We start from the raw sequence: 15,285 nt of genomic DNA on the forward strand, positions 1-15,285 counted from the left end.
TGGGGCCTCAGGGGTGCGTGAAGGTCACCCGGCGCGTCGCGGGATCGGCCTCGGTGAGCGTGACCGTCGTCTTCTCACCGAGCGGGAGGTCGGTGCCGAGCACGACCGCCTGCACCGCCGGCTCCGCCACGACGACGGTGCCGCGCGCCTGCCCCTGCACGCCATCCTTGGGCTCGTTGACGTCGACGATCACACCGTCGAAGGTGCTGCCCACGCTGGGCGCGAGCACCACGGACTCGACGAGGTTAACGCACTCGCGCTCGTAGGCGCTCGCCTCCTGACCCGTGCTCGCCATGATCGCCGGCAACGCCTCGAGGCCCTGGCGCACCCAGTCGGGCACGTCGGCGTCGGCGGTCGCGGCGAGGCAGATCTCCAGCCCGTAGCGGTCCACGAGCCGGCGCAGCGGCGCGGTCACGTGCGCGTACTCCGAGGCGATCGCACCGTGCGGCGAGGCCGGCGGCAGCTCGCCGTCGAACGTGAGGTAGTCGGCACCACGGAACAGCGTGGTCGCCGCGTCGAGGAAGGCCGCGTGGGCAGGGATCGAGGCGTCCAGCCGGTTGAGCATCGCGCCGTAGCGCTCCTGGGGTCCCCACTCGATGCCGAGGCCATGGGCGGCGCGGCGCAGCCGCTTGACGTCGCGCGGATCGGCCTCGGGCAGCGTGCGGAACACGCCCACGCGCTTGCGCCGCATGATGCCCGCCGCAGCGATCCCGGTCAGCAACGAGATCTGGGCGTTCCACTCCTCGCAGTCGAGGTTGGCGCGATAGCTGAGCTCGTAGTGGTGGTCGACCCGCTCGACCTCCTGCTCGGGGATCCGCAGCGAGGCGCCGCCGCGCTCAGCCTCCCGCTCCAGGCGGAGCGTGCCGATGTCACGGAGCAGCCCCAGCATCTCTGGCACCTCGCCGAACCCACCGCCGTCGAGCGCCGCCTGCACCTGCTCGTAGGTCAGCTGCGCGCGGCTGCGCACCATGGCGCGGACGACCTGGGCGTCGATGATCTCGCCCGTGGCGTCCAGCCGGATCCGCCACAGGCAGGCAGGGCGCACCTGGTCGGGCAGCAGGCTGGCGGCCCCCTCGGCGAGCACCGGCGGGTGGAGACCGATGCGGCCGTCAGGCCCGTAGAACGTCATGCCGCGCCCGTGCACCTCGACGTCGAGCGCGGAGCCGGGCGTGATGAAGGAGGCGGGATCGGCGATCGCATACTGCACGAGGTAGCCCTCGCCGTCGCGCGACAGGTGCAGCGCCTGGTCGAGGTCCTGGGCGCCGGGAGGGTCCACGGTGACGAGCTCCACGTCGGTGGCGTCGAGCTCGTGCTGGGCCGCGGCCACGGCCGCGCGCTCGGCCTCGGCGAGCGCCGCGGCGCTGAACGCCCCGGGCACCTCCAGCTCGGCGCGCAGCGCGACCAGCGCCGGTTCGAGATCGGTGACGGTGGCCCGATCGAGGCGGAAGTTGCGAGAGGGCACGGCTACCTCACTTCCCGCGGCGAGAGCGGCGCTCGATCAGCAGGGCGATACCGCACATCAGCAGCACCGCGATCGGCACGAAGATCGCCGACATCAACCAGAAGAAGCCCCACGTGTTCGACGCCCACGGGCCGCCGGCGTCAGCGATGGCCTCGGGCGAGGCGAGCCGTGTCTGGACGACTGCGATGAGCAGGCCCAGCAGCACCCCCACGAGCACGAACCGGCCGAACCGCGGCGCCCGACGCACGCGGGTGGGGTCGACCGAGATCTCGTCGGCGTCGAGGGGGTCGCTGCTCTCGCCCTCCGCCAGCGTGCTGCCGGCCCCCTCGGCGGGCTCCTGCCCCTCGGACTCCGCCGGCCCGGGCGTCGAGGGCGCACCGATGACCTCGGACCAGGTGGACCCGCCGGCCTCACCCTCCGGCGGTGCCGAGGGCATCGGCGGCGGCGTGGGCGCCGTGCCGGGTCCCGGGCCGGTCTGCTCCTCAGGGGCCTTCTTCGGCTCCTCGCCCTTCGGCTCCTCCAGCGTGCTCACCCGGCGACGTTATCGGAAAGAGCGGGAGCAGGTCGGACAGGTCGGCCCGCAGCCCGGACGCGGCGATCTCGCCGGCGGCGAGCGCCTGCGACCATGCGAGCGTTCCCGTGGCGAGCCGCAGCCACGTCTCCATCGAGGTCTCGACGACGTTGGGAGGGGTCCCGCGTGTGTGCCGCGGGCCTTCCACCACCTGCACGACCCCGGCGGGTGGTACCCGCACCTCGACGGCGTGCCCCGGCGCACGCTCGCCCAGCTCCTCGAGGAGGTAGCGGACGGCGCGGATCGTGGCGCTGCGATCCGCCTCGCCCGCTCGCCACGAGACCAGGGCGGCCTCACCCTGGGTGCGCGAGATCCGCCGTCGAGCCATGGAGCAAATCTATCGAGCCGGAAGGCTCGTTCGGGTTGCGAGTCGACGCCGCGGAGGTCAGGGTGGGGTCGTGAGCGCACCAGAGGTCATCAACCCCAGCGCGGACACCGAGTGGTTCAAGACTGCGGTCTTCTACGAGGTGCTCGTGCGGGCGTTCTACGACTCCGACGGCAACGGCACAGGCGACTTCAAGGGACTCACCTCGAAGCTCGACTACCTGGCCTGGCTGGGCGTCGACTGCCTCTGGGTGCCGCCGTTCTTCGCCTCGCCGCTGCGCGACGGCGGGTACGACGTGGCCGATTACACCGCGATCCTTCCCGACATCGGCACCGTGGAGGACTTCCGCGAGTTCGTGGCGGCGGCGCACGAGCGCGGCATCCGGGTGATCATCGACTTCGTCATGAACCACACCTCGGACGCGCATCCGTGGTTCCAGGCCTCGCGCGAGGACCCCGACGGCCCGTACGGCGACTTCTACGTGTGGTCCGACACCGACGATCTCTACGCCGACGCCCGCGTGATCTTCGTCGACACCGAGCCCTCCAACTGGACGTGGGACCCGGTGCGGCAGCAGTACTTCTGGCACCGCTTCTTCTCGCACCAGCCGGACCTCAACTTCGACAACCCGGCCGTGCTCGACGCGATGCTCGAGGCGATGGACTTCTGGCTCGCGATGGGCCTCGACGGCTTCCGGCTCGACGCGGTCCCCTACCTGTTCGAGCGCGAGGGCACCAACGGTGAGAACCTGCCCGAGACGCACGAGGCGCTGCGCAAGGTCAGGCGGTTCGTGGACTCGAAGTACCCGGGCACGGTGCTGCTGTGCGAGGCGAACCAGTGGCCAGCCGACGTCGTCGAGTACTTCGGCGGTCGTGAGGACGAGAACGGCACCTGGGTGGGCGACGAGTGCCACATGGCGTTCCACTTCCCCGTGATGCCGCGCCTGTTCATGTCGGTGCGCCGGGAGTCCCGGTACCCGATCTCGGAGATCATGGCGCAGACGCCCGCGATCCCCGAGGGCTGCCAGTGGGGCATCTTCCTGCGCAACCACGACGAGCTGACCCTGGAGATGGTCGCCGACGAGGATCGCGACTACATGTGGGCCGAGTACGCCCAGGACCCGCGGATGAAGGCGAACATCGGCATCCGGCGGCGACTCGCACCGCTGCTCGACAACGACGACAACCGCATCGAGCTGTTCCACGCGATGCTGCTCTCGTTGCCCGGTTCGCCGGTCCTGTACTACGGCGACGAGATCGGGATGGGCGACAACATCTGGCTCGGTGACCGCGACGGTGTCCGCACCCCGATGCAGTGGACGGGCGACCGGAACGCCGGCTTCTCGCGGGTGACGCCCGGGCGGCTGCACCTGCCGGTGATCCAGGACCCGGTGTACGGCTACCAGAGCGTCAACGTCGAGGCGCAGACCGAGAACACCTCCTCGCTCCTGCACTGGACGCGGCGGATGATCCATATCCGCAAGCAGCACCACGCGTTCGGGCTCGGCTCGTTCATCGACCTGGGCGGGTCGAACCCCTCGATACTGTCGTACGTGCGAGAGCACGGTGACGACGTGATCCTGTGCGTCAACAACCTCTCGCGCTTCCCGCAGCCGGTCGAGCTCGACCTGCGGACGTGGGAGGGTCGGGTGCCCGTTGAGCTCGTGGGCGGCGTCCCGTTCCCCGCCATCGGTGAGCTGCCCTACCTGCTCACCCTCGGCTCCCATGGGTTCTACTGGTTCCGACTCACTACTCCCCCAGCCGAGGTCTCCCCATGACGCTCCCGCAACCGAGCCCGCTGCCGATCGAGGGCCTTGCCGATCACCTCAGCGCCGCACGCTGGTTCGGCGGCAAGGGGCGGCCGTTCGAGGTGACATCGGTGAACCGGGTCGCCGAGATCCCCACCACCGCCGAGCCGCGGGTGGTGATCGACGTCGTCGAGGTGACCTACACCGACGGCGCCGAGCCTGCCGTCGAGCGGTACCAGCTGCCGCTGTCGCTGTACGCGCACCCGCAGGAGCGGCTGAACCACGCCTTCATCAGCTGGCACAGAGAAGGCACAGCGGAGACGTCAGATGAGGCCGACGACTCCTGGCGGCACACCTACGACGCGATCCACGACCGCGAGGCCATGGCCGCCTGGCTGGCGGCGTTCGCCGCCGTGACTCCCCAGGGCGAGGAACGCCTCGCCGAACCAGGCGCGAGCGGTCTGGTGCTGCGCCGGCTGCCCGGGCACGAGCTCGACGAGACGGCGGTGTCGTCGCCGTTCTCGGGCGAGCAGTCGAACTCCTCGGTGATGTTCGGCGACGACGCCCTGATGAAGGTGTTCCGCAAGCTCACCCCGGGCGTCAATCCCGACATCGAGATCCACGAGGTGCTCACGCGCGCCGGTTCCGACCACGTGGCCGCGCTGTACGGCTGGGCGGAGCTGGTCTCGAAGGAGGGCGTGCTGCAGCTCGCACTGCTGCAGCAGTTCCTGCGGACCGCGAGCGACGGCTTCGAGCTCGCGCTCGCATCCGTACGAAGCCTGTTCGCCGACGCCGTGGTGAACCCGGATGGCGAGCTGATGGCCGAGTCGGCCGGCGCCGACTTCGCCGACGAGGCGCACCGGCTGGGCGTCGCGCTCGCCGAGGTGCACGCGACCATGGCCACGCACTTCGGGACCGAGCCGCTGGCCGGGCGCGACCTCACGGAGCTGGCCGAACGGATGATGGCGCGGCTGGACGAGGCGGTCGCGGTGGTCCCTCAGCTGGCCGCGCATCGGGGCCGGCTGCGTGAGACCTTCAGCGGCGTCACCCAGCTCCCGGGCGTCCAGCGCCAGCGCATCCACGGTGACCTGCACCTCGGTCAGACGCTGCGCACCGTGGTGGGCTGGAAGCTGGTCGACTTCGAGGGCGAACCGGCGAAGCCGCTGGCCGACCGTCGCCAGCCGGACTCCCCCTGGCGCGACGTGGCAGGCATGTTGCGCTCCTTCGACTACGCGGCCAACGCCGTCGTGATGACCGCCGTGAGCGCGGACGGCGACATCGACGAGCACCGCACCGAGCTCGCCCGCGCCTGGGCCGACCGCAACGGCCGCGCCTTTCTGGCCGGCTACCTGGGCGACCGCGAGCTCACGCCCGACGAGGACACGCTGCTGCGTGCCTACGTCGCCGACAAGGCCGTGTACGAAGCGGTCTACGAGGCCCGCAACCGCCCCGGCTGGCTGCCGATCCCCCTGGCCGCCCTGGAGAGGTGACCTCCACCTCCTGAAGCGGCCCGGGGGATGTGTGCGCGGCGATGGCTGGGCCTGGCGGGAGCCGCGAGGAACGAGCGGCGGATGGATCTCGCCGCGCACATATCCCCCGGGGCGCGATACGGCAGCGAGCCTCAAGAGCGAGGAAGGGCGGGTGGTCAATGACCACCCGCCCTTCATCGCGTCACCCCCTGCGAGCGACCGCCGTCAGCCTCACGGCCACGGCCACCACGGGAAGAGCAGCTTCAGCAGCCCCCAGAGCCACTTCACGAACTCCTTCCACGGCTCCCACGGGTCCGGGGTATCGACGCCGATCGTGACGTCGAAGGTCCCGGTCGCCGACACGTTGCCGGCGAGGTCGTGGGCGTTGTACTTGATCATGTAGTCACCGTCCGGCAGCTCCACGGTGGCCGTGTGGGTGCCGGTGAGGGCCCCGTTCATCGGCGACTGCGTGCTGCGGACGAGCGCGCCGTCCTGGTAGATGTTCGCGACGATCCGGCTGAGGCCGACGTCGTCGGTCGCATCCACCTGGATGGTCAGCGTCTCGAACGGACCCGCAGTGCTCGGCGAGACCAGCGTGACCACGGGGCGCGTCGTGTCGAGGTCGGCGTCCTCGATGCTGATCACCCTCGAGTAGACGACGCCGTTGACCGCGTCGCTGATCTCGAGCACCACGTTACCGGCGAGGTCGTCGGGGATCGTGGCGCGGACCTGGGCCCGACCGACCTCGTCGGTCGTGTCGACCACCGCCGTGTCGACGGCGGCCGTCCCGATCTGCTGGCCGTCCAGCGTGACGCTGACCTCGGTGGGCTTGACCACGTCACCCGAGAACGCGAGCGACGAGAGGTCGAGCGCGAGCTCGTCGCCCGGGGCGAAGGTCGCCGCCGGGTCGGAGACCCAGCTGACGCCCACGGCCCGCTGGACCACGTCCGGCGATGCCGTGCCGAACTCGGCCATGTAGTCGACCATCGCGACCAGGTCGCTCTGACCCGAGTCCTGAGTGCTCGACCCCTGCGCCAGGGTGCCGAAGTTGTCACCCCCGGAGGCCAGGAACGAGTTGACCACGACCGTGTACTGACCGGCCTCCTCGATCGGCTCGCCGTTCAGCGACATCTCGACGATCCGCTCGCCTGCTGGGGCATCCGGGTCGTAGATGTAGCGGAAGCCGGCGGAGACACCCAGTCGCAGGAACGGCCGCGACGCGGTGTCCGGCTGCCACTGCTCCTCGAGGACCTGCGCGAGCTGGGCACCGGTGAGAACGGTGGTGACCAGCGTGTTGGCGAACGGCTGGACGATCGCGGCCTCACGGTAGGTGAGCACGCCGTCGCCCTCGTCTCCCGAGGCGGCATAGGTCATGTCCGCCCGCAGCCCGCCCGGGTTCATCAGCGCGAGCTGTGCATCCGGGTTGGTCCGCTGGGCCGCCCAGAGCTGGACGTCCGCGACGAAGTTGCCGAGCGTGGACTCACCACCGCGGTTCTCGGAGCCGTCGGACTGCACGGCTCGGTCGAAGTCGCCGGTGATCTCGCCCAGCGGCACCGCGCCGAGCTCCTCGGCGACATCCACCGCTGCATCGACGATCGCCTGCACCTCGGGGTCGCCCGCGCAGTAGGTCTCCCGCGGGATCGGCGGGGTCGCACGGCTGTCACCAGGAACGGGGACCATGTCCACGTTCTCAGCGGTGGCGGCAGTGACGTCGCCGGTCGCGCGGTCGACGGTCAGCGCCAGTGCGCCCAGGCTCTCGCCGTACTGGCCGGTCTGGGTGACCCACATGCCGTCCGCGTCGTGCAGGTAGGCCGTGTGCGTGTGACCCGAGATGATCGCGTCGATGTTCTCGTCCGCGCCGGCGACCATGTCGCCGTACGGCGTGCCATCGGCACTGTCCAGCTCGGCGCCGGGGGCGCCGTCGTGCACGAGGACCACGATCACGTCGGCCTCACCGTTGGCGTCGTCCCCGTCGGAGAGCTGCGCCGAGTAGGCGTTGACCGCCTCACCCATGTCGCTGAAGACCAGGCCCTCGATGCCCGCCGGGGAGACCAGTGCAGGCATCTCCTCGGTGATGGCGCCGATGAAGCCGACCGAGATCCCGTCGACGTCGACGATCGTGTACGGGTCGTACACGGGCTCACCGTTGGCGTCCACGATGTTCGCGGCCACGTACGGCCAGCTCGACGCCGGGATGACCCGGTCGTTGACATCGGTCTGGCCCTTGTCGAACTCGTGGTTGCCGAAGGCCGAGACGTCCAGACCGATGTGGTTGAGCACGTCGATCGTGGGCTGGTCGTCCTGGATGAAGGACGTGAAGGTGGACGCCCCGATGTTGTCTCCCGCTGACAGGAAGAGCGTGTTCGGGTTGGCCTGCCGGTAGGTGTCGACCGTGCACGCGAGCACGGCGGCCCCGGCGGACTGGCCGTCAGCCTCGATGCGACCGTGGAAGTCGTTGATCGAGAGCAGGTTGATGTCCACGGTGGGCGTGACCTCGTCCGGCACGTCGATGCCGACGATGATCGGGTCGTGGTCGGATGCCCGGTACTGCGACCCGGGCTCGACGTGCTCGCTGGCGAAGTAGTTGAGACGTGAGTACTCCGCGAGCACCGACTCGGCCGAGTTGATGCTCCACACGTCGACACCGGTCACCCGGTCGGCGGCCGAGGCGTTCGCGAACACATGGTCGAGCGATCCGACCTTGCCCGAGAACACATAGGTCGTCTCGTCGGTGTTGAGGTTGCTGTAGCCGGCGCCCTCGATCGCGACGACCGGGTTCTCGGCGCCGTAGGAGTTGAAGTCACCGAGGAGGAAGATGTCCTCGATGCCGGCGTCGTCGGCGACCTGCTGAGCGAACGCGGTCACCGCGTCGGCCTGAGCCACGCGGTCGGCGTCGAAGCAGCCCTCCGGCAGATCGCCGCAGTCACCACCCTTGGACTTGAAGTGGTTCGTGATCGCGAGGAACGTGTAGTCGGTCCCGGCCACCGTGAACGCCTGCGCCAACGGCTCGCGAGCGTTGTTGAAGGGCACGGACCCGACCAGCACCACCGACTCCCCGGCGAGGCTGACGCTCGCGGGCTTGTAGATGAACGCGTTGCGGATCACATCCTGCTCCGCGAGATCCGGGAGCACGGCCGGTGACGGGGCGAACGCCCAGGTGCCGGCACCGGCGTCGGCGTTGAGAGCGTCGACCAGCGAGGCCAGCGCCACGTCACGGTCCTGCCCGAACTTCGCTGAGTTCTCGATCTCCTCGAGCGAGACCACGTCGGCGTCGAGACCGTTGATGGCCGCGACGATCTTGTCCTCCTGACGCTGCAGGTTCGCCTCGTCCCAGGCGCCACGGGCGTCGCAGCCGCCGCTCACCGTGAGGGGGTTGCCCTCACGGTCGGTGTACGGCTCGCAGCCGGCCAGGTCGACCCCGAGCGTGGTGAAGTAGTTCAGCACGTTGAAGGTCGTGATCGTGATGTCGCCGCCGACAGCCTCGGGTGCCGCGTTCGCAGCCTGGGTGTTGCCCCCAGCGACGACCACCACGTGGTCTCCGTTGCCGGTGACCGGTGCGGTGGGCTGGAAGTTCCACTGGAACCGGTAGTCCAGGACCACGGGAGCAACGAAGTCCAGCACCGCGCCGGTGCGGATGTCCGGGTTGCCGGTGAGGTAGGGGACCTGGGCGTCGAACGGGGTGCGCGCCGAGTTGCCGTCGTCGAGCGTGATCGCGCGGGCGGCGTTGTCCGCTGCGATCGCGTCGAACTCGGGCGTACCCGGGAGCGCCACGTCGGTCTCCTGGACGAGCGGGCCGTCGAGCCCGAGCCCCACCGAGCCGAATCGCGTGTCGCCCCAGCCACCGAGGGCGTAGGTGTCGGAGACCGCGTAACGGTCAGCCGGAGCCACCAGCATGCCCTCGAAGATCTCGCGCCCGGCGTCGTCCGCCGGGATCGCGAAGTCCGGCACCGGGACGACCGGCTCGAAGGCCTCGGTCAGCTGGGTGACGCCCCCCGATCCGACACTCAACTCCGTGAGCCCGTTGAACTCGACGACCTCGCCCGTGACCTGGACGTGCTCGCCGATCTGCACGGATCCGACCGTGGCGGCCGAGTACACGAAGATGCCGTCCGAGGCTGTGCGGCTCGCATCGGTGTCGCCACCGGAGCCCGCCGTCTGGATGTAGTAGCCGTCGAACCCGCCGCTCGGGTAGACCGCCGTGACAACGCCGGTGGTCGTGACCGTCTGACCGACCAGCGGCGAGGCGTCGCCGGTGCCCTGGATCTGTGCGATGGTCACCGATTCCGGGTCAGGATCGGGGTCCGGGTCGGGGTCGGGGTCGGTATCACCGCTGTTGAGTACGCCGAAGCTGTGCTCGGCTGGGCCGATCCAGACACCGTCGACCTTCTGCAGGGACTGCCCGACGGGCGTGCTGCCCGGCTGCTCGACGCCGATGTCGGTGCTGGTCAGCCCGTCAGCGGGACCGCCGACCGCGACGAGCTCGCCCTCGTAGGAGAGGAACTCGACGAGGTTCCCGCCGAGATCGACGAGCGCGACGCCGTCGGGAGATCCGTTCTGGATGCCGTTCACGGGGTACTCGGCGACGGCCACACCGGCCTCGCCCACCACCCCGGACAGCGTGCTGGTGCTGTACGGCGCACCGTTGCTGCCGTTGTAGAGGACGAGGCTCCAGCCGCTCAGGTCGGTACCGACCGGCGCCTGGATCTCGATGGCCTCGCCGGCGTCGGTGCCGTCGTTGTCGTAGTGGATCTCGCTGATGAAGATGTCGCCATCGGTGGTGACGGCGAACGACGGTGCGGACATGAGTCCGAAGGCTGCGAGCGATAAGGCTGTCGCACCTGCGATGGTGCGTGCGCCACGTCGGGATGGCGATGCTGCGGAGGGGGACATTCGTGACCCTTTCGGGGGTGTGATCCAGGACACGGGAGCCCCGACCGTAGCGGCTCGAGGACACCTCTGGGGGTCGATTCGGTGACGAACGTGAAACATTCGTCCAACGCACGTCATCGGCACGGAACGTTCGTCCATCGTTCAACTCGTGTCACTTTTGCCACGGCCCTGAGGTGCCGACGAGCGATCCGCGCGGCAGAGGTGACTCAGCGTCGCGTGTGGATGTGGCCCTCGGCCTTCATCGAACGGATCGCGCGGGAAAGCCTCTTCGCGTCGCGCGTCTGAGCGCTCGCCGCCCGAGCGTCGGATCTCGCAGCCTGGCGCGCCGCCTCGCGGCGCAGCGTGTGCCACGACGCCAGCCGGCGCTCGGGCACCTCGCCGGCGTCGACCGCAGCGACTACGGCGCATCCCGGCTCGTCGACGTGGAGGCAGTCACGGAAGCGGCACCCCCGCGCCAGCTCCTCGACGTCCGCGAACGTGGCAGCGACCGCCTCCTGCGTCGCCACCAGCCCGATCGACCGCACACCAGGGGTGTCGATCAGCCAGCGCCCCTCGGGAAGCGCGATCAGCTCGCGGTGCGTGGTGGTGTGCATGCCACGACCGTCCCCCCGCACCTCACCGGTGGTCATCACCTGCTCACCCGCGAGCGCGTTGACGAGCGTCGACTTGCCGGCTCCCGATGGACCGACCAGCACGAGCGTGCGCACCTCCGCGAGCGCAGCGAGCAGCGCGAGCATCCCGGCGCCGGTGCCGGCCGACACCGCCAGCACCTCCACCCCGGGCGCGACGGCGGCCGCCTCCTCGAGCCACCGGTCGGTGTCGTCGACGAGGTCGGTCTTGGTCAGCACGATCACGGGTGTCGCGCCCGAGCGCCAGGCGATCGTGACCATCCGCTCGATGCGGCCCAGGGACGGCTCCGGCTCGAGGTGCTCGGCGATCAGCACCATGTCCACGTTCGCCGCGATCACCTGCACGAGCGATGTCTTGCCCGCCGTGTCCCGCACGAGCTCCGAGGTGCGCGGCATGATCAGGGTGAGATCGCCGTCGTGCATCACGCGGTCTCCCACCGCAGGGACGACGGGCTCACCTCCCGACATCGGGAGCGTGCCGTCGCGGTCGGTGTGCACGAGAACGCTCCCGCGCCCAGGGACAGCAGCGTCACCGTCCGGGACGAGCCGGACGGCGCCCTTGTCCACACGCGAGACGCGCCACATCGAGGTCATCACGATCCACGGTAGGCGCGCACCGCAACTGAAATTCGGGGCATGGCGGCCCGGGTGGAAGGTGCCGCGCGCTCCGCGGCGTGGCAGTTCCCACCACGATGTCACTTCCGCAACGCCCAGCCCACCATGACGTTGCACTTCCGATCACAGTGTCACTTCCGCAACGTCGCGGGCGAGCACCGCCGCCCCGTGCGCCTCCTCAGCCTTCCCAGGCATCGAGCAGCGCGACCTCCTCGGCGCGCGTCAAGCCGGCGCGGCGGTCGCGGTCGAAGCCGAGGGTGCGCTCGTCGGTGAGCGCCTCGTCGATCATCCGTTGGTAGGGGCGCCAGCCGAGACCGGCATCGCGAGCTCGCTGCGAGGGTCGCGTGACCGTCAGCTCGTGGCCCGCCGGCAGCCAGAACGGCAGCGAGCGCGGACCCATGAAGTAGCTGACACCCTGGGCGAGGAGCCAGTCGGGAGCAGCGGTGACCACCCGGCCGCTGTGGCCGGCGGCCGTCCGCGCCTGCGCAGCAAGATCCGTGAAGGCGATCGGCTCGCCGTAGGTGTCGTACACGCCGTGTTGCGCCGGGTCCGCGCCGACCTTCACGAGCCAGGCGGCGAGATCGGCCGCGCTGATCGTCTGGACCTGGGCGTCGCCGAGATCCGGCAGCAGCACGGCCCCAACCCCCGCTCGGGCGAAGGCGGCCGGGTAGTAGCCGAACCGGTCGGAGCCGTCGCCGCGGCCACCGATGAGCCCGGCACGGGCGATCACCGCGCGGTCGCCGAGGCCGGTGGTGACGATCTGCTCGCACGCGACCTTGGCCGCCGCGTACTGCTCCGGCTCGGCGGTGTCGCCCTCCAGCGGGTCGTGGACCGGATCCGTCTCGTCACCGTCAGGGTCCTGGGTCGCCCGGTACACCGACCCGGAGGAGACGTAGACCCACCGGGCGGCCCGGGCTCCGAGCGCAGCGACCGCCGAGCGCACCAGGCCCGGCTGCCAGGCGACGTCGAGCACGAGATCCCAGTCGCGGTCGAGCACGCCCTCGTACGCACCCGCCTCGGCACGATCCGCGCGAACGAGCGTCACGCCGTCGGGCACGGCGGCAGTGCCGCGCGCGAGTGCCGTGACCTCGTGACCCTGCGCGACCGCCGCCTTGGCGATCTCCCCGCCGAGCCAGCCGGTCCCGCCCAGCAGCAACACGTCCATCGCCCCACCCTGCCACGCACGCCTGCCGGGCACGGGGATCTCGAGCCGGCGAGAGCTCACCGACCCGTCAGTGGCAGCCGGAGGGTCAGCCGAACGTGGCGGGCAGCAGCGACTCGCTCGTCTCGCGAAGGTCCTCGACGCCGATCTCGAGCGTCCCGACGGCGGAGCTCGCCTCGATCACCAGGCTCTCGCCTCCCGTGGTCCCGAGCCGCAGCACCGGCACACCACGGTCGGCGGCGAGCTGGGCGACAGCCGCGACCTCCTCGGGTCGCACCGCCAGCAGCGCCCGGCCGCCGGACTCGCCGAACAGGGCGGCGGTCTCGTCCACCCCGTCCCGCTCCAGCAGCCCGGTCAGCGAGACCGAGGCACCCACGCCGAACCGGAGCACGCCGTCGACCAGGGTCTGCACCAGACCGCCGATCGCCAGATCGTGCGCAGCTGCCACGCGGCCATCGCGCGAGGCCTGCACGAGCACCTCGGCGAGCGCACGCTCGGCGGGAAGATCGACAGCCGGCGGGCGACCACCGAGGTGGCTGTGCACCGCACCGGACCAGGCGGAGCCGGAGAGCTCGTCGCGGGTCGTTCCCAGCAGCAGCAGCTCGAGACCCTGCTCGCGCCAGCCCGAGGGCGTGACGCGAGCGACGTCGTCGAGAACGCCGAGGACCCCGATCACCGGGGTCGGGTTGATCGAGGCGTCGATGTGCCCCACGCCGACCTCGCCCGCGAGTGTCGAGTTGTACAGCGAGACGTTGCCGCCCGTCACGGGCACACCCAGCTCCACGCAGGCGTCGGCGAGGCCGGTGATCGTCTGCACGAGCTGCCACATCGCGTCCGGGTCCTCGGGGGAGCCGTTGTTGAGACAGTCGGTCACCGCAAGCGGTCGAGCACCCACGGTCGCGACGTTGCGGTACGCCTCGGCGAGCGCGAGCTGTGCGCCCGCGTACGGGTCCAGCTTGCTGAAGCGGCCGTTGGCGTCGGTCGCGATCGCGACACCCAGCCCGGTCTCCTCGTCGACGCGGACCACGCCGGCGTCGTCGGGCTGAGCGAGCGCGGTGTTGCCCTGCACGTACCGGTCGTACTGATCGGTCACCCAGGACTTGCTCGCCAGGTTCGGTGAGCCGACGAGGGCGAGGACCTGGGCACGGAGCTCCTCGCCCGTGCTCGCACGCGGCAGCGCCTCGGCGGCGTCGGCGTTGAGGTCGTCCTGCCAGGCCGGCTTCGCGTAGGGGCGGTCGTAGACGGGTCCGTCGTGGGCGACGGTGCCCGGGTCGACGTCGACGATGCGGTGCCCGTGGTGGTCGATCGTGAGGCGGCCGGTGCCGGTGACCTCACCGATCACCGCGGACTCGACGTCCCACTTGGCGGTGATCTCGTCGAAGGCGGCGAGCTTCTCAGGCGTGACGACGGCCATCATCCGTTCCTGCGACTCCGACATCAGGATCTCGCCGGCCGTCAGGGTGGGGTCGCGCAGCAGCACGTTCTCGAGGTCGACGTGCATGCCACCGTCACCGTTGCTGGCGAGCTCGGAGGTCGCGCAGGAGATGCCCGCGGCACCGAGGTCCTGGATGCCCTCGACCACCCCGGCGGCGAACAGCTCGAGGCAGCACTCGATGAGCACCTTCTCCATGAAGGGGTCGCCCACCTGCACGCTCGGGCGCTTGCTCGGCTTGTCGGCGTCGAAGGTCTCGGAGGCCAAAATCGAGGCGCCACCGATGCCGTCGCCGCCGGTGCGGGCGCCGAACAGGACCACCTTGTTGCCGGCGCCGGAGGCGTTGGCCAGGTGGATGTCGTCGTGGCGGAGCACGCCTACGCAGAGCGCGTTGACGAGCGGGTTGCGCTGGTAGGAGGCGTCGAACTCGGTCTCGCCGCCGATGTTCGGCAGTCCCAGCGAGTTGCCGTAGCCGCCCACGCCGCTGACCACGCCGTGCACCACGCGCGCGGTGTCGGGGTGGTCGATCGCTCCGAAGCGCAGCTGGTCCATCACCGCGACCGGGCGCGCGCCCATCGAGATGATGTCGCGGACGATGCCGCCGACGCCGGTCGCCGCCCCCTGGTAGGGCTCCACGTAGCTGGGGTGGTTGTGGGACTCGACCTTGAAGGTCACGGCCCAGCCGTCGCCGATGTCGACGACGCCCGCGTTCTCCCCGATGCCCACCAACAGGTGCTCGCGCATCTCGTCGGTGGTCTTCTCGCCGAACTGCGCGAGGTGCTTCTTGGACGACTTGTAGGAGCAGTGCTCCGACCACATCACCGAGTACATCGCCAGCTCGGCGTTCGTGGGCCGGCGCCCGAGGATCTCGCGGATCCGGCCGTACTCCTCGTCCTTGAGCCCCAGCTCACGGTACGGCTGCTCGGCATCGGGGGTGGCGGCAGCGTTCTCGACGGTGTCAGCAGCAGGGGTGGTCACGTGCT

At 70.4% G+C, this 15,285-nt stretch carries 9 protein-coding genes; 2 read left to right on the top strand and 7 right to left on the bottom strand.

What is annotated here, in order from left to right:
• Positions 1 to 7: 7 nt before the first annotated feature.
• The 3 genes from GPA03_RS16625 to GPA03_RS16635 are packed head-to-tail and all read right to left on the bottom strand — an operon-like array spanning position 8 to position 2,361.
• Positions 8 to 1,462, bottom strand: coding sequence for an RNB domain-containing ribonuclease (locus GPA03_RS16625; RefSeq protein ID WP_156253145.1), 1,455 nt, complete (start codon positions 1,460 to 1,462; stop codon positions 8 to 10).
• A gap of 7 nt (positions 1,463 to 1,469) precedes the next feature.
• Positions 1,470 to 1,994, bottom strand: coding sequence for a hypothetical protein (locus GPA03_RS16630; RefSeq protein ID WP_156253146.1), 525 nt, complete (start codon positions 1,992 to 1,994; stop codon positions 1,470 to 1,472).
• Positions 1,945 to 2,361 carry a sterol carrier family protein gene (locus GPA03_RS16635; RefSeq protein WP_156253147.1) on the bottom strand — a complete coding sequence of 139 codons (417 nt, stop codon included), beginning with the start codon at positions 2,359 to 2,361 and terminating at the stop codon, positions 1,945 to 1,947. The genes GPA03_RS16630 and GPA03_RS16635 overlap by 50 nt, the downstream gene beginning before the upstream one ends.
• A gap of 70 nt (positions 2,362 to 2,431) precedes the next feature.
• Here GPA03_RS16635 and treS point away from each other — a divergent pair, with 70 nt between their 5' ends.
• Positions 2,432 to 4,135: a maltose alpha-D-glucosyltransferase gene (gene treS, locus GPA03_RS16640; RefSeq protein WP_241681348.1), complete on the top strand. Its 1,704-nt coding sequence runs from the start codon at positions 2,432 to 2,434 to the stop codon at positions 4,133 to 4,135.
• Entirely contained in the window at positions 4,132 to 5,595 is a 1,464-nt protein-coding gene (locus GPA03_RS16645; protein ID WP_156253149.1) for a maltokinase N-terminal cap-like domain-containing protein, read from the top strand. The genes treS and GPA03_RS16645 overlap by 4 nt, the downstream gene beginning before the upstream one ends.
• Positions 5,596 to 5,805: 210 nt before the next feature.
• On the opposite strand, the gene GPA03_RS16650 is transcribed toward GPA03_RS16645, so the two are convergent.
• The 4 genes from GPA03_RS16650 to purL all read right to left on the bottom strand — a co-directional run bounded on the left by GPA03_RS16650 (position 5,806) and on the right by purL (position 15,280).
• Positions 5,806 to 10,377 (bottom strand): ExeM/NucH family extracellular endonuclease, encoded by a 4,572-nt coding sequence (locus GPA03_RS16650; protein ID WP_162458399.1) that lies wholly within the window; start codon positions 10,375 to 10,377, stop codon positions 5,806 to 5,808.
• Between the two features lie 293 nt (positions 10,378 to 10,670).
• A complete protein-coding gene (gene rsgA / locus GPA03_RS16655; protein ID WP_156253151.1) occupies positions 10,671 to 11,687 on the bottom strand; it encodes a ribosome small subunit-dependent GTPase A in 1,017 nt (338 codons plus the stop codon).
• Between the two features lie 199 nt (positions 11,688 to 11,886).
• Positions 11,887 to 12,873 (bottom strand): NAD-dependent epimerase/dehydratase family protein, encoded by a 987-nt coding sequence (locus GPA03_RS16660; RefSeq protein WP_156253152.1) that lies wholly within the window; start codon positions 12,871 to 12,873, stop codon positions 11,887 to 11,889.
• Between the two features lie 85 nt (positions 12,874 to 12,958).
• Positions 12,959 to 15,280 carry a phosphoribosylformylglycinamidine synthase subunit PurL gene (gene purL / locus GPA03_RS16665; RefSeq protein ID WP_156253153.1) on the bottom strand — a complete coding sequence of 774 codons (2,322 nt, stop codon included), beginning with the start codon at positions 15,278 to 15,280 and terminating at the stop codon, positions 12,959 to 12,961.
• Between the last annotated feature and the right edge of the window lie 5 nt (positions 15,281 to 15,285).

Origin of the sequence: Pseudactinotalea terrae (assembly GCF_009733845.1) — a bacterium.
Taxonomy (GTDB): Bacteria; Actinomycetota; Actinomycetes; order Actinomycetales; family Beutenbergiaceae; genus Pseudactinotalea; species Pseudactinotalea terrae.

Coding starts and splice junctions, on each gene's coding strand:
- GPA03_RS16635 (WP_156253147.1), bottom strand. CDS start 2,361: ATGGCTCGACGGCGGATCTCGCGCACCCAGGGTGAGGCCGCCCTGGTC.
- GPA03_RS16645 (WP_156253149.1), top strand. CDS start 4,132: ATGACGCTCCCGCAACCGAGCCCGCTGCCGATCGAGGGCCTTGCCGAT.
- GPA03_RS16650 (WP_162458399.1), bottom strand. CDS start 10,377: ATGTCCGCACCGTCGTTCGCCGTCACCACCGATGGCGACATCTTCATC.
- rsgA (WP_156253151.1), bottom strand. CDS start 11,687: ATGACCTCGATGTGGCGCGTCTCGCGTGTGGACAAGGGCGCCGTCCGG.
- GPA03_RS16660 (WP_156253152.1), bottom strand. CDS start 12,873: ATGGACGTGTTGCTGCTGGGCGGGACCGGCTGGCTCGGCGGGGAGATC.